22 protein-coding genes are annotated in these 24,728 nt (G+C 69.8%); 10 read left to right on the top strand and 12 right to left on the bottom strand.

What is annotated here, in order from left to right; all coding sequences use genetic code 11:
* Nucleotides 1-17 precede the first annotated feature (17 nt).
* Complete coding sequence (locus tag VGD70_RS01320; RefSeq protein WP_331077217.1) at nt 18-623, bottom strand: carboxymuconolactone decarboxylase family protein; 606 nt, start codon at nt 621-623, stop codon at nt 18-20.
* 7 nt (nt 624-630) lie between these two features.
* Entirely contained in the window at nt 631-1,953 is a 1,323-nt protein-coding gene (locus VGD70_RS01315; RefSeq protein ID WP_331077215.1) for an ABC1 kinase family protein, read from the bottom strand.
* A gap of 252 nt (nt 1,954-2,205) precedes the next feature.
* Here VGD70_RS01315 and VGD70_RS01310 point away from each other — a divergent pair, with 252 nt between their 5' ends.
* The 5 genes from VGD70_RS01310 to VGD70_RS01290 all read left to right on the top strand — a co-directional run bounded on the left by VGD70_RS01310 (nt 2,206) and on the right by VGD70_RS01290 (nt 7,016).
* Nucleotides 2,206-3,090, top strand: coding sequence for a maleylpyruvate isomerase family mycothiol-dependent enzyme (locus VGD70_RS01310; RefSeq protein WP_331077213.1), 885 nt, complete (start codon nt 2,206-2,208; stop codon nt 3,088-3,090).
* 65 nt (nt 3,091-3,155) lie between these two features.
* Nucleotides 3,156-3,974 (top strand): p-hydroxycinnamoyl CoA hydratase/lyase, encoded by an 819-nt coding sequence (locus tag VGD70_RS01305; protein WP_331077212.1) that lies wholly within the window; start codon nt 3,156-3,158, stop codon nt 3,972-3,974.
* A gap of 26 nt (nt 3,975-4,000) precedes the next feature.
* Nucleotides 4,001-5,515, top strand: a complete 1,515-nt coding sequence (locus VGD70_RS01300; RefSeq protein WP_331077210.1) for an AMP-binding protein — start codon at nt 4,001-4,003, stop codon at nt 5,513-5,515.
* A 32-nt stretch (nt 5,516-5,547) separates the two neighbouring features.
* Nucleotides 5,548-6,246, top strand: coding sequence for a DUF899 domain-containing protein (locus VGD70_RS01295; protein ID WP_331077208.1), 699 nt, complete (start codon nt 5,548-5,550; stop codon nt 6,244-6,246).
* 17 nt (nt 6,247-6,263) lie between these two features.
* Nucleotides 6,264-7,016, top strand: coding sequence for an SDR family oxidoreductase (locus tag VGD70_RS01290; protein WP_331077206.1), 753 nt, complete (start codon nt 6,264-6,266; stop codon nt 7,014-7,016).
* Between the two features lie 167 nt (nt 7,017-7,183).
* Here the strand turns inward: VGD70_RS01290 and VGD70_RS01285 are convergent, their stop codons facing one another.
* On the bottom strand, nt 7,184-8,731 hold the full coding sequence (locus tag VGD70_RS01285) for a GMC family oxidoreductase (protein ID WP_331077204.1): 1,548 nt from the start codon (nt 8,729-8,731) through the stop codon (nt 7,184-7,186).
* Between the two features lie 257 nt (nt 8,732-8,988).
* Here VGD70_RS01285 and VGD70_RS01280 point away from each other — a divergent pair, with 257 nt between their 5' ends.
* The 4 genes from VGD70_RS01280 (at nt 8,989) to VGD70_RS01265 (ending at nt 14,151) form a co-directional block, all read left to right on the top strand.
* Nucleotides 8,989-9,999, top strand: a complete 1,011-nt coding sequence (locus VGD70_RS01280) for a DUF1702 family protein (protein ID WP_331077202.1) — start codon at nt 8,989-8,991, stop codon at nt 9,997-9,999.
* Entirely contained in the window at nt 9,996-11,369 is a 1,374-nt protein-coding gene (locus tag VGD70_RS01275) for a cytochrome P450 (protein ID WP_331077200.1), read from the top strand. The genes VGD70_RS01280 and VGD70_RS01275 overlap by 4 nt, the downstream gene beginning before the upstream one ends.
* Nucleotides 11,370-11,412: 43 nt before the next feature.
* Nucleotides 11,413-12,519, top strand: coding sequence for a carboxymuconolactone decarboxylase family protein (locus tag VGD70_RS01270; protein WP_331077198.1), 1,107 nt, complete (start codon nt 11,413-11,415; stop codon nt 12,517-12,519).
* A 402-nt stretch (nt 12,520-12,921) separates the two neighbouring features.
* Nucleotides 12,922-14,151 carry an MFS transporter gene (locus VGD70_RS01265; RefSeq protein WP_331077196.1) on the top strand — a complete coding sequence of 410 codons (1,230 nt, stop codon included), beginning with the start codon at nt 12,922-12,924 and terminating at the stop codon, nt 14,149-14,151.
* An 88-nt stretch (nt 14,152-14,239) separates the two neighbouring features.
* Here VGD70_RS01265 and VGD70_RS01260 read toward each other — a convergent pair whose 3' ends face one another.
* The 6 genes from VGD70_RS01260 to VGD70_RS01235 all read right to left on the bottom strand — a co-directional run bounded on the left by VGD70_RS01260 (nt 14,240) and on the right by VGD70_RS01235 (nt 21,479).
* Nucleotides 14,240-15,262, bottom strand: coding sequence for a methyltransferase (locus VGD70_RS01260; protein WP_331077194.1), 1,023 nt, complete (start codon nt 15,260-15,262; stop codon nt 14,240-14,242).
* 10 nt (nt 15,263-15,272) lie between these two features.
* Nucleotides 15,273-16,826: a GMC family oxidoreductase gene (locus tag VGD70_RS01255; protein ID WP_331077192.1), complete on the bottom strand. Its 1,554-nt coding sequence runs from the start codon at nt 16,824-16,826 to the stop codon at nt 15,273-15,275.
* A 267-nt stretch (nt 16,827-17,093) separates the two neighbouring features.
* Complete coding sequence (locus VGD70_RS01250; protein WP_331077191.1) at nt 17,094-18,278, bottom strand: acyl-CoA dehydrogenase family protein; 1,185 nt, start codon at nt 18,276-18,278, stop codon at nt 17,094-17,096.
* A gap of 131 nt (nt 18,279-18,409) precedes the next feature.
* A complete protein-coding gene (locus tag VGD70_RS01245; RefSeq protein ID WP_331077189.1) occupies nt 18,410-19,339 on the bottom strand; it encodes an alpha/beta hydrolase in 930 nt (309 codons plus the stop codon).
* A 188-nt stretch (nt 19,340-19,527) separates the two neighbouring features.
* Nucleotides 19,528-20,922, bottom strand: a complete 1,395-nt coding sequence (locus tag VGD70_RS01240) for an MFS transporter (RefSeq protein WP_331077187.1) — start codon at nt 20,920-20,922, stop codon at nt 19,528-19,530.
* Nucleotides 20,923-20,993: 71 nt separating this feature from the next.
* A complete protein-coding gene (locus tag VGD70_RS01235; RefSeq protein WP_331077185.1) occupies nt 20,994-21,479 on the bottom strand; it encodes an SRPBCC domain-containing protein in 486 nt (161 codons plus the stop codon).
* 135 nt (nt 21,480-21,614) lie between these two features.
* Between VGD70_RS01235 and VGD70_RS01230 the strand changes: the two genes are divergently transcribed.
* Nucleotides 21,615-22,112 carry a helix-turn-helix domain-containing protein gene (locus VGD70_RS01230; protein ID WP_331077184.1) on the top strand — a complete coding sequence of 166 codons (498 nt, stop codon included), beginning with the start codon at nt 21,615-21,617 and terminating at the stop codon, nt 22,110-22,112.
* A 321-nt stretch (nt 22,113-22,433) separates the two neighbouring features.
* On the opposite strand, the gene VGD70_RS01225 is transcribed toward VGD70_RS01230, so the two are convergent.
* The 3 genes from VGD70_RS01225 to VGD70_RS01215 all read right to left on the bottom strand — a co-directional run.
* Nucleotides 22,434-23,264 (bottom strand): DUF899 domain-containing protein, encoded by an 831-nt coding sequence (locus VGD70_RS01225; RefSeq protein ID WP_331077182.1) that lies wholly within the window; start codon nt 23,262-23,264, stop codon nt 22,434-22,436.
* Between the two features lie 115 nt (nt 23,265-23,379).
* Nucleotides 23,380-24,105 carry an SDR family NAD(P)-dependent oxidoreductase gene (locus VGD70_RS01220; protein WP_331077180.1) on the bottom strand — a complete coding sequence of 242 codons (726 nt, stop codon included), beginning with the start codon at nt 24,103-24,105 and terminating at the stop codon, nt 23,380-23,382.
* A gap of 205 nt (nt 24,106-24,310) precedes the next feature.
* On the bottom strand, nt 24,311-24,728 hold a 418-nt coding region (locus VGD70_RS01215), incomplete at its 5' end, for a DUF899 family protein (protein ID WP_331077178.1).

Raw genomic sequence — 24,728 nt, 5'->3', positions numbered from 1 at the left:
TTCGCTCGCACGCTCGTTCATGCGGCGCCCTCCTCTGGGATCTCCTGCTGCGAGATCCGGCTCGCGGCCACCGAGTAGCCGAGGCCCAGCCCGTCCACCATGCGCGTGATCATGTTGAACATGGAGGAGGTGAAGAAGGCCTCGAGCAGTTCCTCCGAGGTCCAGCCGGCCTCCAGCGCGACCTTCCAGTCGGCGTCGGTGACCTTGTAGGCCTCCTTGCTGAGCTTCGTCAGCAGCCGCAGCAGGACCTTCGTCTTCTCCTCGACCGGCAGGTCGTCGGCGGACTCGGCGGACTCGACGGCACGTGCGGTCTCCTCGGGGCCACCGAAGGCCTGGAAGAAGAAGTTGTGCGTGCCGACGCAGTACGGGCACTCGTTCACCTTCGACGTCCACGCGGAGATCAGCTCCCGCGTCTGCCGCGGCAGGACGCCGCCGAGGTACATGCCCTTGTACCCGGCCACGACCGCCTCGAGCAGGTCCGGCCGGGTGGACACCAGGCGGAACATGTCCGGGACGAACGGCAGGTTGGTCGCCTTCTTGACCTCGTCGTACAGCTCGGCCAGGCGCCCGGTGGCCTGGTCCTCGCCGACCAGTGGGACCCGGACGTGGGCGGTTGCGTCCATTCTCGACTCACCTTTCTCCAGCGGATACGGCATCACGGGGGGTGTTGCGGCGACGAAGGACCGGGACCGCCTCGGCCTGGAAGTCGACGTCGGCGTCGAAGCCCTTGATCATGCCCTCGATGACCAGCAGCGAGAGCAGTGGAAAGGCGAACTCGGGAGCGGGGAACAGCCCGAACCTGCGCTGCAGGTCGAAGAGGCGGCCGGCGAACATGGCGAGGTCGAACTCACCGGACTTCGCGCCGGACGCGCCGGCCACGAGGTCGACGAGCCCGGCGCGGAAGCCCTCCAGGTCGCAGTCGTCGGCGATGTGGGACGCGCTCTCGATCACGATCTGCGCGCACATCCAGCCGTCGCCCATCGCCATGTTGATGAAGAAGTCCGCGAAGGACCGGCGCACGGGGTCGGGCAGCTTGATGACGAAGCCGGCGTCCAGCATCACCAGGTTCGCGTCACGGTCGAAGTAGAGGTTGCCGGGGTGCAGGTCGCAGTGGACCAGGCCGTCGACGAAGAGCATCTCGTAGATCGCGGCCAGCACCGCGCGCACGACCGCGCTCCTGGTGGCCTGGTCGAGGTCGCCCGGTTCGAACCGCTTGAGGTCGCCGACGAACTCCATCACCACGGTGTCCGCGGTGCACAGTTCGGGCAGCGGCGCGGGGATGCGCACGTTCTCGAACCCGGCCGCGGCGAGGTTGTCCCGCAGCGCCACCAGCGACGCGGCCTCGGCCGTGAAGTCCAGCTGCCGCAGGATCGCGCCGCCGACCTGTGCGTGCATGAGCTTGAACGGCATCTTGCGCAGCTTGGGCACGGCGCCCATCGCGCCCATCGCACCCGCGGTCAGCGCGAAGTCCCGCCGCATGACCTTCTCGATGCCCGGCCTGCGGACCTTCACCGCGACGCGGCGCCCGTCGAGGGTCACCGCCTCGTGGACGGTCGCGATGCTGCCGCAGGCGACGGGCGTCCGGTCGAACTCCAGGAACGGCCACGGCCGGCCGGCGTACGCGCGGCGGGTGGCGCGCTCGATGCGCCGCAGGCGCGGTGGCGAGGACGCGTCGGTGAGGCGTGCCAGGGGAGTGGTCACGTCGTCGGGCAGCAGGTCCCGCCGGGTGCTCAGCAGCTGGCCGATCTTGATGTAGGAGGGACCGAGGTGCGTCAGCATCCGCACCCACCGGTCACCGTCGCGCAGGCCCCGGCCGTCGCGCTCGCCACGCAGGCGCGCGCGGACCACCGAGACGCCGATGACCATGCCGTACCAGAACACGATTGCGCCGACCCGGCCGGCGCGCAGCGCCAGACCGGGCAGCCGGACCAGGCGGCCAGTGAACGCCTTCACGATCGTCTCCCTGTCGTCGGACTCGGCTCGGCGACTGGAGTGCCGCCCGGATCCGATCGTGTCCAGTCACCCCGTGCGCCGACTACTCCGTCCGTGCCGAGTGGCCGCGTCGGGCCGCCCGGAGCAGCCGGACTCCATTGAAAGGCAACGTGGAAGACGCGAGGCCGCACATCGCGGTCACACACTGGCGACAGCAGTCAAACCCGGCTGTCGATCGTCGAGCCCCGGGCACCCGGGTGGGAGGACGGAGCGATGCCGAAGACAGGGATCCCGCCTGCCGCGGCGGCGAGCCGCGTCACCCAGGACAAGTGGGTGGCCGTCCGAGCCGCACTCCGCGAGGCCGGGGACCGCTTCGCCGACCTGGTCCTGTCGGTGCCGGACCCGTCCGTCCTGGCCACGAAGGACTGGTCGGTGGCCGAGACGGCGGCGCACGTGACCGGCATAGCCATGAACTACACGGCGATGGTGTCCGAGGGCCGCCGGCCGCTGCCGATTCCCGAGGTGCGCCAGTACGTTCCGGTCACCACGGTCGACACCATCCACACCGGACTGAACCGGGTGCAGCTGGAGAGCTTCCCGGAGCGGGACCCGGTTCGGCTGGCCGCGCGGCTGCGTGGCGCGGTCGCGGAGATCCTGAGCATCACCGAGCACACCGACCCGGCGCGCGTCGTGCCGTGGCTCGGCGACTCGCGGCTGCCGGTGGCCGGGGTGCTCGCGCACATGGTGAACGAGTTGCTCATCCACGGCTGGGACGTCGCCCGTGCGGTCAAGGCGCCGTGGCGGATGCCGGAGGACCAGGCGGCGCTGTTCTTCGAGCTGTTCCTCGTCGAGATCGGCAGGAACGGCTACGGCCACATGCTCGACGACGACCGGCCGGTGCGGCCGGGCCGCATCGCGGTGGAGTTCCGCTCCGCCCACACGGCGCCGGTGACGTTCGTCCTGGAGTCCGGTGTGGCCACCGTGGCCGAGCCCGACGTGCCTGCCGACGTCCGCGTCTGGTTCCGGCCGTCGACCATGAACATGGTGCTGTTCCACCGGTTCACCCACCTGCAGGCCGCGTTGCGCGGGTCGCTGCGCGTGTGGGGCCGGCGGCCGTGGCTGCTGCCGGCGTTCCTGCGCAAGGTGCGGCTGCCCTGACCCGCACGTTTCGCACCTCCCTGGCAGGCAAGGCAAAAGTAGCGAGCAGAGAAGGAAGGCCAACCGTGATCACGTTCGACACCGTGCAGCTCGACATCGACGGGCCGACGGCCACGATCTACCTGAACCGGCCGGACAAGAAGAACGCGATGAACCCCCAGATGCACCGCGACATGAACGCGGCTCTGGACGCGATCGAGGCGGACGAGGGCGTCAAGGCGGTCGTCGTGACCGGAGTCGGCGACAGCTTCAGCGCCGGCATGGACCTCGAGGAGTGCTTCCTGGAGCCCTACGAGGACCCGCAGCGGTTCTACAAGACGAACCTCGTGGCACTGCAGTGGTTCCAGCGCCTGAAGGCGTTCCCCGCGGTGACCATCGCCAAGGTCAACGGCTACGCGTTCGGCGGCGGCTTCGAGGTCACCGGCCTGTGCGACCTGGCGATCGCGGCCGACCACGTGAAGTTCGGCCTCTCGGAGATCAACTTCGGCATCTTCCCGGCCGGCGGCGCGTCGTGGGCGGCGACCCACAACCTGTCCCGCAAGCAGGCGCTCTACTACATCCTCACCGGCGCCACGATGACCGGCAAGGAGGCCGAGCAGTTCGGTCTCGTGAACAAGGCCGTGCCGGCCGACGAGCTGGACGCGGCGACCGAGAAGCTGGTCGGCCGGATCGTCAACAAGAACCCGGTGACGCTGCGCCTGGCCAAGGAGGTCTACGAGCGCACGACGCACCTGGACCTGCCCGAGGCCATCGACTACGACCAGGCGAAGCTGTGGGAGCTGGCCCGGCTCACCAGCAACGAGTGGATCAACGTCGCGCTGAAGCAGTTCGAGAAGCGCAGCTACCGCCCCGGCCTGGACACCTACAAGCGGGACGTGGCGTGATGATCTTCACCGGTCCGCGTGTGCCCGTGCCGCAGACCTCCCTCACGTCCTACGTGCTCGGCAGGGCGGAGGAGTTCGGCAGCAGGGTCGCGGCGGTCGACGTCAACGGCGACAACGCGTACACCTACGCGGAGCTCGCCGCCGCGGTGCGGCGGGTCGCGGGCGGCCTGGCCGCCCGCGGCTTCCGCAAGGGCGACGTGCTCGCCCTGCTGGCGCCGAACGTGCCGGAGTACCCGATCGCCTTCCACGGCGCGGCGCTGGCCGGCGGTTCGGTGGTGGTGCTCAACCCGATCGACACCGTGGCCGAGGTCGCCGGTCACCTCAACGAGGCCGGCGCCCGCGTGCTCGTCACCGTGCCGTCCGAAGTGGACAAGGCGAGGGAGCTGGCCGCCGGCACCGGGGTCGAGGAGATCGTCGTGTTCGGCGAGGCGGACGGCGCGACGCCGTTCGCCGACCTGCTCGCCGCCGACCCGGTCGAGGAGACGCCGGTCGACCCGGCCGCCGACGTGGTCGCGATCCTGCACTCCAGCGGCAGCACGGGCCTACCCAAGGGCGTGCTGCTGACGCACCGGAACATGATCGCCAACGTGCTGCAGACGAGCACGGTCGCACCGCTCGCCGACGGCGAGAAAGTGCTTGCCGTGCCACCGTTCCACCACGCGTTCGGGCTCATCATGACGCTGAACGCGAGCCTGCTGCAGGGCGCGACGCTCGTGACCATGCCGCGCTTCGACCCCGAGGTGTACCTGCGGGCGGTCGAGGACCACGGCATCACGCGGCTCTACGTCGTGCCGACGATCGCCGTGCTCCTCGCGCGCAGCCCGCTGGTGGACCGGTACGACCTCTCCCCGGTCACCGGGATCGTCTCCGGCGGCGCCGCGCTCGACCCCGACATCGCCGACCTGGTCGCCGACCGGCTCGGCTGCCGGATCGGGCAGGGCTACGGCCTCACCGAGGGTCTGGTGTCGTTCATGCAGCCGGCGACCGGCGCGTCGCGCGGGTCGGTCGGCAGGAACTCGCCCAACATCGAGTGCAAGATCGTCGACGTGACCACGGGGGCGGAGCTCGGTCCCAACGAGGACGGCGAGATCCTCATCCGCGGCCCGCACGTGATGAAGGGGTACCTCAACGCCCCGGAGGCCACCGAGAAGGTGCTGGAGCCGGACGGCTTCCTGCACACCGGGGACCTCGGGCGCTTCGACGACAACGGGGAGCTGTTCGTCGTCGACCGCATCAAGGAGCTCATCAAGTACAAGGGGCAGCAGGTGTCCCCTGTGGAGCTCGAGGCGGTCCTCATGACGCACCCCAAGGTCGCCGACGCGGCCGTGGTCGGGGTGCCGGACGAGGAGGCCAGCGAGATCCCCAAGGGCTTCGTGGTGGTCAGACAGACCGCCACGGCCGAGGAGATCATGGCCTTCGTCGCGGAACGCGTCGCGCCGTACAAGAAGATCCGGCAGCTCGAGTTCATCGACCAGATCCCCCGCACCCCGGTCGGCAAGACCGAGCGGCGCAGCCTGCGGGAGCGCAGACCCGCCGCCTGAGGACGGGAAGCCGATATCGAAGAGGAGATTTGATGAACCAGCCGAAAGTAGTCTCCAGGCAAGAGTGGTTGGCGGCCCGCAGGGCGTTGCTGGAGAAGGAGAAGGAAGTCACCAAGGCGCGCGACGACATCCTGCGGGAGCGCCAGCAGCTGCCCATGGTCAAGGTGGAGAAGCCCTACGTCTTCCAGAGCCAGGACGGCGAGCTGTCCCTGCTCGACATGTTCGAGGGCCGCCGCCAGCTGATCGTCCGCCACTTCATGTGGGTGCCGGGCGAGGACGAGGGCTGCATCGGCTGCTCGATGCAGGCCGACAGCGTCGGCGAGCTCGCGCACATGTGGGCCCGCGACACCACGTTCGTCATGATCTCCAACGCGCCGCTGTCGGACTTCGAGCCCTTCAAGAAGCGCATGGGCTGGGGGATGCCGTGGTACTCCTCCTACGGCAGCGACTTCAACCGCGACTACGAGATCACGACCGACCTCGGCGAGTCGCCGGGGGTGAGCTCGTTCTACCGTGAGGGCGACGACGTGTTCCACACGTACTCGATCTTCGACCGCGGTGGCGACATCTTCAAGAGCTTCTACAACTACCTGGACGTCACCGTCCTCGGGCGCCAGGAGGACCAGCTCGAGCACCCGTGGGACTGGTGGCGCCACAAGGACCGGTACGGCGACGAGGACGCGCCGGTGCCGGGCGACAACTGGTGGAACGGCACGAAGTTCCAGTCATAACCTGATTTGGAGGACACATGAGTGAGCTGTCCGGCAGGACCACGATCGTCGTCGGCGCGAGCCGCGGCCTGGGCCACGGGATCGCCACGGCGTTCGCGGAGGCCGGCGCTCCGGTGGTGGCCGTGGCCCGCACGGCGGCGGAGTTCGCCGTGCCGGCCAACGGTTCCGGCACCATCCAGCAGGAGGTCGCCGACGCCGGCGACGCCACGGTGGCGGCCGGCCTGATCGACCGCCACCAGCCGCAGACGATCGTCCTCGTGGCCGGGGCCATCCCGCACATGCTGCCGCTGCAGGAGCAGACGTGGGAGACGTTCTCGGTCAACTGGGAGAGCGATGTCCGCATCGCGTTCCACTGGCTGCGCGCGGCGCTCCTCGCGCCGCTGCCTCCCGGCAGCAGGGTGGTCGTGGTCAGCAGCGGCGCCGCGATGAACCCGACCGGCTCGCCGCTGTCCGGCGGGTACGCCGGGGCGAAGGCCGCGCAGCGCTTCATCACGGGCTACGCCCAGGGCGAGGCCAAGCAGGCCGGGCTGGACATCACGTTCACCACGGTGATGCCCCGCTTCGCGCCGGAGACGGGCGTCGGCGAGGCGGCCGTCGCCGCGTACGCGGCCAAGTCCGGCATGTCCGTGCCGGACTTCCTCCGCGCCCAGGGCCCGCTGCTCAACCCGGAGATCGCCGGCGCGGCCATGGTCGAGCTGGCACAGGCGGACGCGGCCGAGCTGGCGCCCGCGTACATGCTGTTCGGCAAGGGCCTGAAGGAACTGCCGTAGGGAACGACCGCACCACGCCGGAAAGGGGCAGGACCGCGTCAGTGGTCCTGCCCCTTTCCGGCGTCCGGTTGACGAGCCCGCGCCCTGTGTCCACTCCAGATGTCCACTCCGGACAGACGGGTGGCCCCGGACCGGGAGATCCGGGGCCACCCAGCTGTTTCACCCGGTCAGTCCGCGCACAGCCACGCCGCCGTCCGCTCCCCGATCATGATCGAGGTCAGGTTGGTGTTGGCGCGCACCGTGTTCGGCATGATCGACGAGTCGCAGACGTAGAGCGACTCGGTGCCGTGCACCGCGCCGCGCTCGTCGACGACCGTGCCGTCGTCGCTCGCGGGACCCATCCGCACGGTGCCGACCGGGTGGTAGGCACTGTCCAGACTGGTCTTCACGAACTGCCGCACCATGTCGTCGTTGTCGATCATGGCGTCGCGCAGCACCACGAAACCCTGGCCGAGCTTCAGGATGTCGGGGTGGTGCGCCAGCTGCCACGCCGTGCGGACCCCGTCGACGAGGATGTCCATCTCCCGCTCGTCGTCGAGGAAGTTCAGCTCGATCGTGGGCAGTGCGGCCGGGTCGGCCGACTTCAGCGTGATCCGGCCACGCGAGCCCGGCCGCTGCGACACGACCATCACACCGAGGATCTCGGTCGTGCCGGACAGCATCTGCAGCTCCGGGAAGTGCGCCAGGCCGAAGTAGTTGACCATGTAGTACTGCAGGTCGTTGAACTCACCGGAGACCGGCGAGGTCGTACGCAGGATCTGCTGCAGGAACGCCTGGGTCGGGTCGACGACACCCGGCTGCGGCACCAGGAAGGCGCCGGTCCGCTGGTGGTCGACCAGGTTCCCGCCGACGCCGGACAGGTCCGCGCGGACGTCGATGCCGTGCCTGCGGAGGTCCTCCGCCGGCCCGATGCCCGACCGCATGAGGATCGTCGGCGAGGCGACCGCACCGGCGGACAGGATGATCCGGCGCCCCTCCACGAGCTCGTAGGTGCCACCCGCCGTCGCCGCCAGGACACCGACGGCCTTCGAGCCCTCGAACACCACGCGGTCGACCGTCGTGTGCGCCCTGATCTCCAGGTTCGGCCGGTCGCGGACCGCACGGAGGTAGGTCGTCGCCGTCGTGGCTCGCAGCTCCGCGTCGTGCCGGGTCGACGGGATCGACCCGACACCGGTGGCCTCGGGGTGGTTGTGGTCCTTGGTCTCGGGGAAGCCGGCGTCGAGGCACGACTCGACGAACGCCGACTGCCCCGGCGCCAGCTCCTCGGGGTGCCACCGGCGGATCGGCATGTGGCCGCTGCCGCCGTGGAACTCGTCGTCGCCGTAGTCCTGGTCGTTCTCCAGCTTCCGGAAGTAGGGCAGGACCTCGTCGTAGGACCACGCCGGGTTGCCGGCGGCGGCCCAGTCGTCGTAGTCCTCGGGGACACCGCGGAGCCCGACCGTCGCGCCGACGGCCGACGAGCCACCGGTGGTCCTGCCTCGCGGGTACCGGATCCTGCGACCGTCGTGCGCCTCGGCGCGGAAGGTCCAGTCGTGGTCCACGAACGACATCGTCCTGCCGTAGTGGATGTCCTCCGGCGTCTTCTCCGGTTCGACATAGTCGGGGCCGCCCTCCAGGAGCAGCACCCGGCGGGCGGGGTCCTCGGTCAGCCGGGCCGCGAGCACCGCCCCGGCCGATCCGGCGCCGACGATGATGTCGTCATACTGTGCCGTCATAAGCAGTCCTCGAAGATTGTGGGTGCCTCGTAACTCCTTGCGAGGGCGCGGGATTTCGCGACCCGTCGCCGAGCGTCGCACCAGCCGGGGTGACCTTTCTACTTGTGCGTTGCCTCCGTGCCCGCCCGCGCGGAACAACGCAATGTCGGAGAACCAAGCCATTCCCCCGGTGCGCACGGCGGGAGTGGGCAGCCGCCTTCCGCTCCGAGACGATGGAGGCCAGATCGCTGCACCGGCAGCGGGCGAAGGGAGGACCATTGTCCAGCACGTTGCGGGCGATCAGGCGCAGGATCCTGACTCCCAGTACCTCGAACGCGGAACTCTCGGTGCGCGGTTTCCACGTGAAGAGCCCAGCTGCCAAGGACTTGCTGGAGACCGTCGGTCGTACCTTCCTCGAGGGCTACGCCCACGCTGCCGAGGCCCGCACGCCAGAGGAGCCGCGGGAGGCGCTCGAGCGGATCCCGCGCCAGTTCCGCGGCTTCGCCTACGAGGGCGCCGGGATGGGCTTCGCGGTGCGCGACGGGCTCCCGTTCGGGCGAGGCGGGCGGACCGCCGCGTTTCTCGCCGGCCCCGGCCTCGTGCACAGCTACATGGTCTACGTCGGCGTCGGCTGGGCGATGGCCCGCGTGCCGCGGTTCCGCTGGTCCAAACTGGAGCTGTCCGACCCGGTGCTGCGCTGGTTGGCGCTCGACGGCTACGGGTTCCACCAGGCCTACTTCCACACCCAGAAGTACGTGCACGGCCAGTACCGCGAGCCGACCCTGCCGTTCCCGGCCGACGGCGCGGGCTGGTACGTCAAGAACGGCATCGACCAGGGCATCGGCCGCGCCATGTGGTTCGTCGGCGGCTCCGACCCCACCGTCGTCGCGGACATGGTCGACTCGTTCGACGAGGACCGCCGGGCCGACCTGTGGGCGGGCGCCGGGCTGGCCGCCACCTACGCGGGCGGCGGCGACGAGCACGAGCTGCGGGTGTTCAAGGCCCGCGCGGGCAAGTACCTGCCGAACCTCGCGCAGGGCAGCGCGTTCGCCGCGACCGCACGGGTCGAGGCGGGACTCGAGATCGAGCACACCGGCCTCGCCACCCGGGTCTTCTGCGACCTGACCCCCGAGCAGGCGACGCGGCTGTGCGGCGAGACGCGGCCGCCCAGCCAGGCCGAGGTGCCGGCACACCCCGGGGTCCCCGCCTTCGAGGTGTGGCGCAGGCGCATCGCGTCCGCCTTCCCGACGGCCGGCTCGGGCTGGACCGAACTGGACGTGCCGGCATGACCGCGACGGAGGAGCGGGACGCCACGACGCCCCGCGAGCTGCCGGGACCGCCGCTGCGGGCGACGCTCAGCGTGCTGGCCAAGATGGCCCGCGACCGCCTCTCGGTGATGACCGAGTTCTCCCGGCAGTACGGCGACGCGGTCCTGCTGCGGCTGGGCCCCAAGAAGCTGCACTTCTTCAACCACCCCGACCACGCCAAGCACGTGCTGGCCGACAACAACGCCAACTACGTGAAGGGCATCGGCCTCGTGCACGCCCGCCGCGCACTCGGCGACGGCCTGCTGACCAGCGAGGGCGAGAAGTGGAAGGCCCAGCGCAGGACCATTCAGCCGGTCTTCAAGGCCAAGCGGATCGCCGGCAAGGCCGACGTGATCGCCGGTGAGGCGGCCGCGCTGGTGGCGCGGCTGCGCACGCGCCAGGACGGCGAGCCGATCGACTTCAGTGCCGAGATGACCGGGCTGACCCTCGGCGTCCTCGGGCGCACCCTGCTCGACGCCGACCTCGGCACGTTCGACTCCATCGGCGAGTCGTTCGAGGAGGTCCAGGACCAGGCCATCTTCGAGATGATGTCGCTGTCCGCGGTGCCGCACTGGGTCCCGCTGCCCCGGCACCGGCGGTTCCGCCGCGCGCGGGCCGACCTGGACCGCATCGTCGCGAAGCTCGCCGCCGACCGTGCCGCGCACCCCACCGCGGACGGCGAGGACGTCCTGTCGCGCCTGGTCGAGGCGACCCGGCGGGACCAGGACGCCGACGCCGCGCGGGAGCGGATGCGCGACGAGCTGGTGACGTTGCTGCTCGCGGGGCACGAGACCACGGCGAGCACGCTGAGCTGGACCTTCTACCTGCTCGACCGGCACCCCGAGGTGCGGGAGCGGCTGCGGGCCGAGGCGCTCGAGGTGCTCGGCGACCGGCCGCCCACCTTCGAGGACGTCCACCGGCTGCGGTTCACGAACATGGTGATCCAGGAGGTCATGCGGCTGTACCCGCCGGTGTGGCTGCTGCCGAGGCAGGCCCGCGAGGAGGACGAGGTCGGCGGGTTCCGCGTCCCGGCCGGCGCGGACGTCGTGATCTGCCCGTACACCCTGCACCGGCACCCGGACTTCTGGGACAACCCGAACGCGTTCGACCCGGACCGGTTCGACACGCGCCACACCGACCGGCGGGCGCGCTACGCCTACATCCCGTTCGGCGCCGGCCAGCGCGTGTGCGTCGGCAGCACCCTCGCCCAGCTCGAGGCGACCATCGTCACCGCGACGCTGGTGCGCGAGCTGCGGCTCGACGCCGTGCCGGGCTACGAGGCCACGGCCGAGCCGATGCTGACGCTGCGCGTGCGCGGCGGGCTGCCGATGACGGTGCGGTCCGCCGGCTGAGCTGTTTCCCCCTTTCCGATCGCACGAGCCCGGAGGAACCGACATGCGGGCAGCAACATCACTGGTACAGGCCGGCCTGCGGGGGCTCTCCACGGTGCAGGTGCGGCAGGTGCGCGCGGTGCGGCACGGCGCGGCGCGGGGCACCGTGGAGCGGGTCTACCGGGAGGTCGAGCGGGACTTCGGGGTGCTGGCGCCGCCGGTGATCCTGCACGCGCCGTCGCCGGACGTGCTGGCGGCGGCCTGGCTGATGCTGCGCGAGACCCTGCTGGTGCCCGCCGCGTCGCCGAGGGCGGTGAAGGAGGCCGTGTCGACCGCGGTCTCGAAGGGCAACGAGTGCCCGTTCTGCATCACCATGCACGACTCGATGCTGCAGAACCTGGTCGGCTACACCGACGGCGAGATCGCCGACCCGCGGGCGCGGGCGGCCGCGGCGTGGACGACGGCCAACGCGTACTCCGACACGGGCGTCGGCCACCCGGTGCCGTTCCCGGTCGAGCAGGCGCCCGAGATCGTCGGCACCGCGGTGATCCTGCAGTACCTCAACCGGATGGTGAACCTGTTCCTCGGCGAGGTGCCGCTGCCGCCGCACACGCCGGCCGCCGCGCTCGGGGTGGTGCGCCGCGTGCTGGTCTGGCTCATCAAGTCGGCCGAGCGCAGGGGCCCCCAGCCGGGCGCCTCGCTCGACCTGCTCCCGCCCGCGCCGCTGCCGTCCGACCTGGCGTGGGCGGCCGGCAACACCGCGATCGCCGAGGCGTTCGCCCGCGGCGCGGCCGCCGTCGACGAGGCGGGCCGGCGTTCGGTCCCGGTCGCGGTGCGCGAGCTGGTGCACGAGCACCTGGCGCGGTGGGACGGCCGCCCGGTCGGCCTGAGCCGGGCGTGGGTCGAGGACGCGGTCGCCGCGCTGCCGGCCGACGACCGGGCGGCCGGGCGGCTGGCCCTGCTCACGGCGTTCGCGTCCTACCAGGTCGACCAGCCGGTGGTCGACGGGTTCCGCGCACGCCAGCCGGACGACCGCGACCTCACCGACCTGACCGCGTGGGCGAGCCTCGCGGCCTCGCGCCGCGTCGGCAGCTGGATGCGGATCCGGGAGACGGGGACCGAGACGGCGACGGGGGACAAGCCCGCGACCGACTCACGAGCCGCGTCCTGACCCCCGCGCCGACACGCGCTCCCGACCGTCCGCCGAGACCTCGGCGGGCGAGTTCGCGGCGCGGTTCTCGCGTTCGTACGGCCGATCCAACACGACATCCGTCCTGAGTACTTGTGTGATGCAAGCACGCCGGAGGTGTGGCCGTTGCGACGTCTGTTCATTCGTGAACTGTCCCGCGCCTTCTCTCCCGTCACGCATCTGTCCTGAATGGACATTCTCATTGCTGCGCAGGAGGCCTCCCGTCGTGGTTTCCGGCAACGCATGGACTTGCGTGATGCAAGCAGTCCACTATCATGATGCGAGTAACAGCGAGATCCATCCGGTCCCACCGCAAAAACCGCACTGTGGAAGATGTCTCCGCGGCGGGCGTCAATCATGCTTCGCACGAGGAGGAAGGTGGACATGAGTAACCAGCACGCCGCACCCCGCCAGGGCAGGACGAATCTCGTGCTGGCCACCCTGTTCCTGGGCACGTTCGCGCTGGGCAGCGCCGAGCTGCTCGTGGTGGGTGTGCTCGACCTGATCGCCGCCGACCTCCAGGTGTCCATTCCCGCGGCCGGCACGCTGGTGACCGCCTACGCGCTGGGAATCGCCGTCGGCGGCCCGGTCCTGACCGCGCTGACGATCAAGCTGAACCGCAAGACCATCGTGGTCGGCGCGATCGTCCTGTACGCCGTGGCCAACCTGGTCCCGGTGCTGGTCCCCAGCTACGGCCTGTTCATCGCGGTGCGCGCCGTCACCGGCTCGCTCCAGGGTCTGTTCATCGCGGTCGCGTTCGTCATGGGTATGTCGATCGTCCCGCCGGACCGCGCCGGCCGGGCCATCTCCACGATCGTCTCCGGCGTCGCGGTCTCGGCCACGCTCGGCGTGCCGCTGGGCACCTTGGTCGGCCAAGCACTCGGCTGGCAGGGCTCGTTCATCGCCATCGTCGTGTTCGCCGTGATCGCGCTGATCGCCACGGTGGCGCTGGTTCCGTCCGTGCCGAGCACCGGCGGCGGGGCCGCCGGCCAGGCCAGGTACGCCTTCGCCCCGCGGGTGCTCGCCGTGCTGGGCCTGACCTTCCTGGTATTCGAGGCGCTCTACACGGCGCTGACCTACATCGTGCCGTTCCTGCAGGACGTCACGGGCATCTCCGGCGCGCTGGTCAGCGTTTTCCTGTTCGCCTACGGCCTGGCCACCGCGGTGGGCTCGTTCAGCGGCGGGCGCTTCGCCGACCAGAACGCCGGCCGCACCCTGATCGTGGGCACCGCCTGCACCGCGGTCGCCCTCCTGGTGCTCTACCTCGTCGGTGCGAGCCCGGTCCTCGTAGCGTTGGTGATCCTGGCCTGGGGCCTGTTCGGCTCCGTCATGACGGCCTCGCTCCAGCTCCGGGTGGTGTCCCTGGCCGGACCCGGCGGCCAGCTGGCGTCCGCGCTGCCCGCCTCCTCGGCCAACGTGGGCATCGCGTTGGGCGCGATCGCCGGTGGCATGGCGCTCACCAACTTCGACGCCTCGGGCCCGGTGATCACCGGCATGGTCTTCGCCGTGATCGGCATCGTGGTCGCGTGGGCCACCAGCTACCTGAAGCCGCCGGTGGTCGAGGAGGAGGCGGGGGCGGCCCCGGTGACCGAGTCGACCGCCGCGGCCGCGTAAGCACGAGAAACCTGAGCGAGCCGGCGACCCGTGACCCGGGCCGCCGGCTCGCGTCTCAGGTGGTTCAGCGTGCCTCGGCGACGGTGGTTCAGCGTGCCTCCGCCACGACCACCGACTTCGCGCCGGCGAGCTGGTCGTGGGTGAGGAACCGCCATCCGGTGGCGGCCAGCCACTCGCGGCCCTCGGCCAGGCTGTAGACGTCGCCGTCCGCGCTGTTGAGCGCGAACTCGCCGGCCATCAGCGCGGCGACGGCCGGCTCGGTGTGTGTCGGGTCGGTCCAGTAGTCGGCAAGCAGCAGCCGCGCGCCCGGCCGGACCACCCGCCGCACCGAGGCCAGCAGCCGCTGGTTGTCCTCCGGCGAGAAGCAGTGCACCACGTTCGCCAGCAGGCCGCAGTCGTGGCCGGCCGGCAGGTCGGCGGTCAGGATGTCGCCACCCACGACGTCGATCCGGCCGGACAGTCCCCGCTCGGCGATCCGCTCTCGGGCGATGGCGGCCACCTGCGGCAGGTCGACCACCGTCGCGGTCAGGTGCGGGCGGGCGCCCGCGACCGCGATCGACCACGAGCCGGTGCCACCGCCGATGTCGAGCAGCCGGCGGCAGGCGCCGAAGTCGACGGTCGCGGCCAGCGCGGCGGCCGCGTCGGCGTTCAGCGCCTCGACCCCCTCGGAGAAGATCGTCTGCAGCTCCGGGTCCAGGGCGACGATCTCGCGTGCCGGGCCGTGCCGGAGCGCCTGCGCGAGGCCGGTCCACGCCGGGTAGCTGAACCGGTCCGAGAACCGGATGAACGGGCGCAGGTCGACGGGCGTCGCGCCGGTCAGGTACGCGGCGGCGGCGGCACTGTTGCGGTAGGTGTCGCCGTCGCGCTCGAGCATGCCGACCGACACCATGGCGTCCGCGCAGATGCGCGCCGCCCGGCGGGTGAGGCCGGTGCGCGTGGCGAGCACGTCGATGCTCGCGGGCGCGCCGGCCAGCGCCTCGAAGACGCCGAGCTCGCTGGCCGCCATCAGGAACTTGGCGGCCCGGAACCCGCTGAGCAGGCCCACGATCGAGGCGGGGGAGACGACGCCGTCAGTGGCCGATCCGTTGTGCTGGTTCTCCGCCAGTGTCATCGCGTGGTCCTCAGTCGTCGCCCAGCAGCTCGGCGACCCGCTCGCCGATCATGTTCACCGTCATGTTGATGTTCGCCCGCACCTGGCCGGGCATCACGGACGCGTCAGCCACGAACAGGCCGTCGATCCCGTGCACCGCGCAACGCTGGTCGACCACGGCGCCCGGATCGCCCGCCGGGCCCATCCGGGCGGTGCCGGTCGGGTTGTACGCCGGGTCCACCGACGCCGTGACGTAGTCGCGGACGGCCTCGTCGGAGTCCATCAGGGAATCGGTCAGGAGCACGATCCGGTCGGCCATGTCGCGAATCTTCGGTGACTGCGCCAGCTCCCACACGACCCGCAGCGCGTCCGCGAGCAGCCGGTGGTCCTCTTCGGACGACAGGAAGTCGAGATCGACGCGTGGTGCCACCCGCGGATCGGTCGACGCCAGCGTGACCCGGCCCCGCGAACGCGGCTCACGAGCCACCGCCAGCAGGCAGGTCACCCGCTCCGCCTGCGCGGCGTCCCGCAGGTGCGGGAACTGGACGGCCAGGTTGAAGTGGTTGACCATCGCGTAGTACATGTCGTTGGCGCGCGCGGTGCCGGTCCCCGCGGTCCGCATCACGATCTGCCCCACCGACTTGCCGTGGTTCTCGGCGCCGGGCTTGGGCACCATGAAGACACCGGTACGCGCCTGCTCGCTGAGGCCGGCGCCGACGCCGGGCAGGTCCAGCCGCACGTCGATCCCGTGCCGGCGCAGCTCGTCCTCCGGGCCGATGCCGGAGCGCAGCAGGATCGCCGGCGTGTTCACCGCTCCCGCCGAGACGATCACCCGGCGCGCGCGCAGTTCCTGGGTCGCCGATCCGGTCAGCACCTCGACACCCCGGGCGGCCGCGCCGTCGACCAGCACCCGGTTCACCACCGCGCCGGCGATGATCGTGAGGTTGTCCCTGGCGCGCACCTCCGGCGTGAGGTACCCCATCGCGGTCGACACCCGCACGCGGCTGTCCCTGCGGGTGGACGGCGCCGGCCCGACGCCGGTCGACGCCGGGTGGTTGTGGTCGTCCGTGTACGGATACCCGGCCGCCAGCACCCCGTCGAGGAACGACTGCTGCACGGGCGTCAGCTCGTCGGGCCGCCAGCGGCGAATGGGAATCGGGCCGTCGTGGCCGTGGAACGCGCCACCGAAGTCCAGGTCGTTCTCCAGCGCCAGGAAATGCGGCAGCACTTTCGGCCACGCCCACTCGGGATTGCCGGCGGCCGCCCACTCCTCGAAGTCCTCCGGCATTCCCCGGATCGCGATGGTGTTCCCGACCGCGGAGGAACCGCCGGTGACCTTGCCCTGGAAGTACCTGGTCGGTCGGGTCGGCAGCAGTCCGGCGGTGAAACCCCAGTCGTGCTCGATCAACGACATCTCGTTGCCGTCGAGCAGATCGGCCGGCGTCTCGGCCACCGTCGGGTAGTCCGGGCCCGCCTCGATCAGGGCGACCCGCCTTGCCGGGTCGGCACTGAGCCGCGCGGCCAGTGGCACGCCGGCACTGCCGGCGCCGACGATGATGTAGTCGAATGCGTCCCGCGCCTCCATCGGTGGCCTCCCATATCGATTAGGCCGAATTCTATCGAGCCCGCCGTCGCGTTCCTTCTCCGAAATTGCGCTCGTGCTTCCGCTTCTTCCAGGATGCGCACATTCGCGGTGCCAACGGCAGCCGGATCTTCGGCAGGCTGACGGTGTCCCTGTGCCTGGTGCGGAGCGAAATGCGCGGAAAAGCGCCCTTTCTCGCGCTCAGCGTGAGAAAGGACGCTTTCCTCGCCCGACCACCCGGCGAGTGCCGGATCCGCTCGGGCCGCGGGATCAGATGTAGTAGGTGTTGGGCTCCTGGCCGCACAGGACTTCGCCGTAGATCTCGGCGTTGACGTCCGGAATCATCATCGCGTGCAGGCTGACGGTCCGCAGGTCGTTGACGAACCGCTGAATGGGCACCTTGGTGTAGGCCGAGGACCCGCCGCTGTTGGCGGCGAGGATGTCTGCCGCCTCGTTGGCCAGGCGCACGGCCGAGCCCTCGTCCCCACGGGCGCGGCCGCGCTCCGTGAGCTCCCAGGCCTCGCCGGAAGCGCACTTGGCGTCCACCTGGGCGGCCAGCCGCTGCGCGTGGAACTCCGCCTCGTCGACCTTCATGACCGCCTCGGCGACCCGCAGGTGGGTCACCGGGGCCTCGGCCAGGCTCGGGTACAGCGTGTAGGTGGCCTGGCGGCCGGGCAGCCGCTCGAAGAAGGCGTCCCGGATCGCCTTGGCGATGCCGGTGGCGACGCCGACCGTGGCAGCCGAGCCCACGGCCATGAACGGCGCCCGGTAGATCGTGACGTCGGCGTTCAGCTTCGAGACCGACTGGCTACCGACCACCGCCGGCGCCGGAAGGAGGCGCTCCTGCGGGATGAACAGGTCCTTCGCGATGGTGGCGATGCTCCCGGAGGAACGCAAGCCGGTGGTGTGCCAGTCGTCGCGGGTCTGCAGCTCCGACAGCTGAACCGGGCCCATCACCGGGTACGGCTCGCCGTTCGGGTCGAGGAGGATCGCCGCGACCTGCTGCCACCGGCTGCTCAGCGCGCCGCTGATGCACGGCCACTCGCCGTTGACCACGACGCCACCCTCAACCGGGACCGCGGTCGCGGTCCCCGGCCCGATGGTGGTGCAGACCTGCGCGTCGGGGTCCTCGAACACATCGGACTGAACCTCGTCCGGGAACAGGCCCAGGCCCCAGGTGGCGATCCAGTGGCAGGCGACCAACCATGCGGCGGACCCGTCGACCTGGGCGATCGCGTCGGCCACGTCGACCATGGTCCGCGCATCGCTCTCGTATCCGCCGTAACGCTTCGGGATCCTCATCCGGAACACGCCCGTGTCGCTCAGGGCCTTGAGCGTCTCCTCGTGCAGCCGGCGGTGCTCCACCGACCACTCAGCGTTGGCCCGGAGAACGGGAGCGATCTCGGACACCCGCCGCACCAGCTCTTCCCTGGACGGGACGGCGACAGTTGACATGTCCTCTCCTAACGTGGGTTTGTGGAGTAACCGGAAATCCACAAACCAGAGTTACAGAAGCCATCCGTCGACGCCTCTCCCGTATTGCTGACACGCCAGCGTCACGACGAGAGGAACCGCCGACATTCGGGTCAGACGAAGAACTCGTTGAACTTGTCGATGATGGCCTGCGGATTCTCGTCGACGAAGTAGTGGCCGGCGTCCGGCAGGACGACGACCTCGACGTCGGTCCCCTGGTTGGGCAGCGTCGCCCGCATCTGCGCGGAGTACAGGCCGTTGCCGAGGTTGGAGACCATCCCGAGCAGGGGTGCGGTCACCTTGCCGTAGGTCCCGAGGTCGACGATGTCCTGGCCGAACGTCCCGTACCAGGCGTTGCCGCTGCGGATCGCGTCCGGGTTGTCGTAGGCGTGCGCGTAGACGGCCCGGTCCAGCGGGGTCACGGAGTTCCGGTCCACCAGGAACTTGTCGAAGAGCCAGTCGACGAGGCGCCGGAAGCGCCCGGCCAGCAGTTGCTCGGGCAGATCGGCGACCTGGTTGAACGCGGCCCACCACGGGAAGATGGGCACCCCCGGGACCGGGAGCATCCGGATCTCGTAGTAGGACGCATCCGGGTGGAGGATGTCCAACATCGCGACCTTGCGGGTGGCCTCCGGGTGGTTGACCGCGAAGCTGAAGGCGACCTGCGAGCCGACGTCGTGGCCGGCGAGGTCCACCTGGTCGTAGCCGAGCGCGCGGACGAGTCCGTGGATGGCGCCGGCCATCGTCTTCTTGTCGTATCCGGCGGCGGGTTTGTCCGAGCCGCCCATGCCGGGTAGGTCCACGGCGATGACCCGGCGGCCGCCCGCCGCGAGCGCGGGCATCACCTTGCGGAACTCCCACCAGGTCTCCGGCCAGCCGGGCAGCAGAATCAACGGCCGGCCGGTCCCGCCGGCGACGTAGTGCAGGCGCAGGCCCTCCACGGTGGCATGGTCGCTACGGAAGTCTCCGTCCAACGACCGTGCGAGCTCGGCGTCGCTCGGGACGGCCGTGACCGCCACGTCGGGGTCCCTGTTGATCGTCACTGTCCACTCCCTTTCTGACGCCGGACCACAGCTGTCGATCGGTGTGCTGATCCGACGCGCCTGGGGCCTGTCCGGATGGTACGGCCGAACGGTCCACACGCGACTACGAGCCGTCCTGCGTGGACAGCAGCCTGTGTCCTCGTTGGACACGGGCCGCTGTCCCGCGGATGTCCCGAACGTTCCGGGTCTCACCCGGCGTATGCGCCGGCGGTCGTCTCGTCCTTGTCGCGCTCACGCACCTCGCCGGGCGCGGCTTGGGGCCTGGGCCGCAGTCCGGTCCAGATGAGTGCGATGACAACCGCGGTCACCAGGACATCGACGACGATGGCCACGTGGATGCCGCTGAGCAGGTTCGCCTGGGTGGCCGCGACCGCGCTGAGGATCGGGACGCCGATGGTGACGGAGACCTGCTGGCTCAGCGTGGCCAGGCCGGTGGCCAGACCCTGCTCGGAGTCGGGCAGGCCCGAGCCCGCGGTCGCCGTGACCATGAAGGCCACGATCGCCGCCACGTGCCCGAAGAACCCGAGGAACAGCGCGGGAACCAACACCCAGAGCCACGCGGTACTGGTGCCGAGCAGCACCAGCGGGGCGGTGCAGCCGGCCTGCACCAGCAGGCCCATCGCCAGCACGGTGCGTTGGCCGTACCGGCCGATGAAGCGACCGGCCATGATGCCGGCGGCCACCGAGGCCAGGCCGGGCACGCCGAAGATCAGACCGGTGGTCATCGGCGAGAAGCCCAGCACGTCCTGCAGGTACAGCGTCATCAGGAAGATCATCGCGCTCTCCATCGAGAACACGACCAGACCGGCGATGTTGCCCCACTTCACGGTGGGCCGGGACAGGATGCTCACCGCTGCCAGCGGGGCCTTCGACCGCTGCTCGATTCGCCAGAACACCACCAGCATCACGAGACCGGCAACCAGGACGTACAGGTTCCGGTTGGTGACACCGAAGGCGAACGCCAGCAGGCCGAGGGTCACCGTGACCGCGCCCGGCACGTCCAGCTTGACCCCCGCGGGGCCCCTGCTCGCACGCACCAGGAACGGCGTGACCACGAGGATGAGCACCGCGACCGGCACGTTGATCAGGAAGGCCCAGCGCCAGCTCAGCGCGCCGACGAGGGTGCCGCCGACCAGCGCGCCGACGGTGAACCCGCCGGACAGCAGCGCGCCGTTGAGCCCCAGCACCCGCGCCCGCTGCTTCTCGTCGCTGAACGTCGTGATCAGCAACGACAGCGCGGCGGGGGTGGCGATGGCGGTGGCGAAGCCCTGCAACGTACGAGCGGTCAGCAGCAGCACGGGGTCCGTCGCGAACCCACCGACGAGGGACGCCGCGGCCAGCAGCACGATGCCGGTGAGGAATATCCGGCGCCGGCCGAACATGTCCGCGATCCGTCCGAACAGCAACGTGAACCCGGCGGCCGGTAGCGCGTACGCGGTCATCACCCACGGCAGGTCGGAGAGTCCGAGGCCGACGCCCGCGCCGACCTGGGGCAGCGCGACGTTCAGAATCGAGTAGTCGACCGAGAGCATGAACTGCGTGCCGAGCAGCAAGAACACAATCGCCTGTTGCCGGCTGGTCATCTTTGCCGGAGCCTCCGTGGTCGTCGTCATAGTGCCGTAGTCCTTCCTCTGTCAGGTTTCGCTGCCCGCCGCTACCGGTCCCGGGCGGTCACCGCTTCAGCTGCCGCGCTCGGTTGCTCCGAGCCGCTGGGCTGCCCTTCACCGGTGGTAATGAGGTCGCGCAGACTGTTGTTGACGTAGAAGGTCCACCCGTCGGAACAGGCGTCGAAACACTCAAACTCGGGAACCAGGCCCAGATGGGTGAAGCGGACCTCGGTCTCGCCATCCTTCTCGGAGATGTCGAACTCGATCGTGGTGCCGGTCCACTCGGGGTCCTGAATGGAGTTGAAGTAGTTGTCCAGCACGAGCCAGGAGACCTTCTTGCCGGGAACGGCCTCCGTCACCCGGATCGTGCAGCGGTGCAAGTCCTCGTAGCGGTACGTGAACTCGTCGCCGCGGTGTTCCGTGCGGCCTTCGAGGCTCCTCGACCACCATCCACGAACGTCGTTGATGGCATCGAAGGCCTCCTGCGGGGTCTGGTCCACCGAGACGGCGGTGGTGAAACTTTGGGCACTCATGCCTCTCCTTCGGACTTCTCGGTAGGAGGTCGAAACGTGGGGTCGATCGCTACTTGCATCACGCTAGCAAGCTCACTTGCGTGATGCAAGCCGTCATACTTGCATCACGCTAGCCCGGTGTGCCACACTGGCACTATGTTAGGACGTCTGTACCCTGATGAGTTCTGTTCCTCGGCGCGCGCACTCGAGATCGTCGGCGAACGGTGGAGCTTGCTCATCGTCCGCAACGCGATGTTCGGCGGGATAACCCGCTTCACGGAGTTTCAGCGCAGTTTGGGCATCGCGCCGAACATCCTGACCAAGCGGTTGGGTGAGTTCGTCGAGGCCGGCATCTTCGAGCTGCGGTCGGGCGACGGCCGCGGGCACGCTGAGTACGTGCTGACACGCAAGGGCCGCGACCTGCAGCCGATCATCATCGCGCTCACCGAATGGGGTGACCGCTGGGCCGCCCCCGACGGCCGTCCGGTGACCTACGAACACGAAGGCTGCGGCGGGCGGGTCAAGGTGACGATGGAATGCGCCCGCTGCGGCGACAATCCGCCGGACACGAGTGTCAAGGTGCGGGTCGCCCGCCGGTTCCGCGACGCGCCACGCGTATGGTCCGGTCGCGATGTCAAGGACCGGCCCGCCTGACCTGGCGGCGGGGTCGGCCAGAGGAACGGCCTCGGTTCGAGTCCTCGACCCCGCGCTCGGCTCGGGCCGACCGTCCCACCGCGACAGACGCTCCAGCATCAGCCCGGCCGTCGCGTAGTTACCCACTCACCGTGGGGCGCTTGACGATGCGCGCCGGGCGAGGGACGCGGGGGGAGCGCGGTCCGATCATCCGAAACGCAGCCGGCGGCGGCACGCCGACAACTGCCGAGTGAGGCTCTTCAGCTACACCCGATCACGCAGCCTGCTCTTAGCGAACTCGGGCGCATGATCCTGGGCCGCGCATCCTTCTGAGTGCTGGCGTCACAGTCCTGGCTGCGCAGCACCGTTGTCAGGTTGGGTGCCCGCACCGCCGATCACCGCGGCCTCGTAGTCGTCGTGGCGACGCAGCCAGCTCATCGCGTGTCCGTCGCTGCGGCCGGGTGGTTGTTCCCAGTCCTCCTGGCGGCCGCGGGCGGTGAGGTCGAGGTAGTTGTAGGTGCCGTTGAGCACGTCGATCCCGCGCGCGAAGCAGGAGTAGGTGTGGAAGACGCGATCGCCGTGCCGCAGGAACGCGCTCACGCCCGTCTCCGAGCCCGTGTATCCCTCCCAGGCGGGGTTCTCCCGCACGAGCTGGGGGAAGGCCTTGTAGTTCCATTCCACCGGAACGATCGACGGGTCGAAGCTGTAGTGGAAGTCGTAGTTGAAATCGCTGCGGTACGACGAGTACCACGGGATGGTCCAGCCCATGCGCCGCTTGTAGTGCTCGAGCTTTTCCAGCGGCGCCCGCGAGACGGCCGCGAACGTGGTGTCGCGAGCGTGCAGGTGGCTGAGGTGACCGACGTTGTCGAGCCAGAACGAGCAGGACGGGCAGGGCTCGTCGTCGTCGGGATCGAACATGGTGTGATAGATGACGAGCTGGCTACGACCATCGAACAGGTCCACCAGCGTGCCGCTGCCGTGCGGACCGTCGAAGGCGTAGTCCTTCGTGATCTCGACCATCGGCAGCCGGCGCCGGGCGGCGTTGACCTCGTCGCGGTGCCGGGTCAGCTCCTTCTCCTTCGCGAGCAGCTCGCGTCGAGCCACGAGCCACTGCTCGCGTGTCGTGATCTCCGGGTCAGGCATCTTGGTCACCTCGTCGCTGGCCGCGTTCATGTGCAATCACCTCAACCATAGCCCTGCGCGCCGCCGTCCACTCGGGAAGTGCCGGGCGCCGGTATGGTGTTGCGGTGTTCAACGGCCACTTGGCCATTGAGGACATAACCGCCGGTTATCCTTGCTGGGTGAACTGCGCGTACATCGCCGCGGACTGGCGCTCGAGTCCCTTGCTCGAACCATTGCGCCAGCCGTCCGCGAAGGGCTCCGACATGGGGTCGGGGAAGATCTCCTCGTCGCCCTTCTCGATCCCGTCGAAGATGCTGTGCGCCACCAGCTCCGGAGGGGCCTTCTCGATGTCGAAGCCCGCGGACATGTCCGTGTCCACGAGACCGGTGAGGATCGCATGGACGCTCACCCCCCGGGGCGCCAGGATGGCCCGCAGCGACTGCATGAGGTTGAACGCGGCCGCCTTCGAGACCGAGTACGACGCGACGACCGGGAACGGGGCCAAGGCGTTCAGCGAGATGTTGGTGGCGATGGCTCCCTCGGACTCGATCAGTTTCGGGAGGAACGCCTGGGTCACGTCGCGCACACCATAGAAGTTGACGGCGAGCATCTGGTCTAGCACGGCCGGATCCGTCAGGTCGTCATACGCGACGATGCCGGCGTTGTTGATCAGGAGGTCGACAGACTCGACCTGCTCGACGGCCGCCTGGATGTGCGCGGCGTCGGTCACGTCCAGGGCCACGGGGGTGACGCGCTCGTCCGGGTGGCTCAGCGGCTGGCGCGTGCCGGCGTAAACCCGCTTCGCGCCACGCTTCAGCGCCTCCTCGACCAGCACCTTGCCGATACCGCGGTTGGCTCCGGTTACCAGCACTGTCTTGCCGGCGGTAATCATACTTTCTCCTCACGTGGCAATATGCGATTCACCAAACTGTCGACCCGAAGAACCGCTGAGGTAGCACCCGTCCGTCACGTCGCCCAGCACCGGCACGCCACCGGTGCGGCGTCCTGGTCACCTGATCGCGCGGCGTTTCGGTAATACGCTATGGCCGAGGATGCGGGGCAGCTACTTGTGGATTGCTCTCCTCTGCTCTGACCGGTCAGGGTCCGACGGTGAGGTCGTCGGAGCGGCCGGCTTCGAGTCGGGACCACTGGGCGATGGGGCGTCCGTTGGTCCGTAGGCGGGCCGGTCCGTCTTGCCAGGGTTGGGGCCAGCCGGGGGGTGAGTCCTCCCACGGTTCCTGGCGTCCGTAGACGGTGAGGTCCATGAGTGCGTAGTTGAAGTCCACTACCTGTATGCCGCGGCTGGTTGTCCAGTAGGTTTCGAAGACGCGGTCGCCGTCGCGTAGGTAGCACACGAGGTGCATGGAGCCGAGTTGGCGGCCGTCGAGGAGCGTGTCGATGGAGGCCTGCGCGGAGTACCACGGCAGGTCCCAGCCCATGAAGTCGCGGTAGCGGACGCTTTCGTCGTAGGGGCCCTGGCAGAGGACCGCGTAGGTGATGCCGCGCGAGTGGAGG

This window comes from Actinophytocola sp., assembly GCF_036402745.1.
GTDB lineage: Bacteria > Actinomycetota > Actinomycetes > Mycobacteriales > Pseudonocardiaceae > Actinophytocola.
The sequence above is the reverse complement of the archived record's forward strand: the minus strand, read 5'-3'. Positions and strand labels throughout refer to the sequence as shown.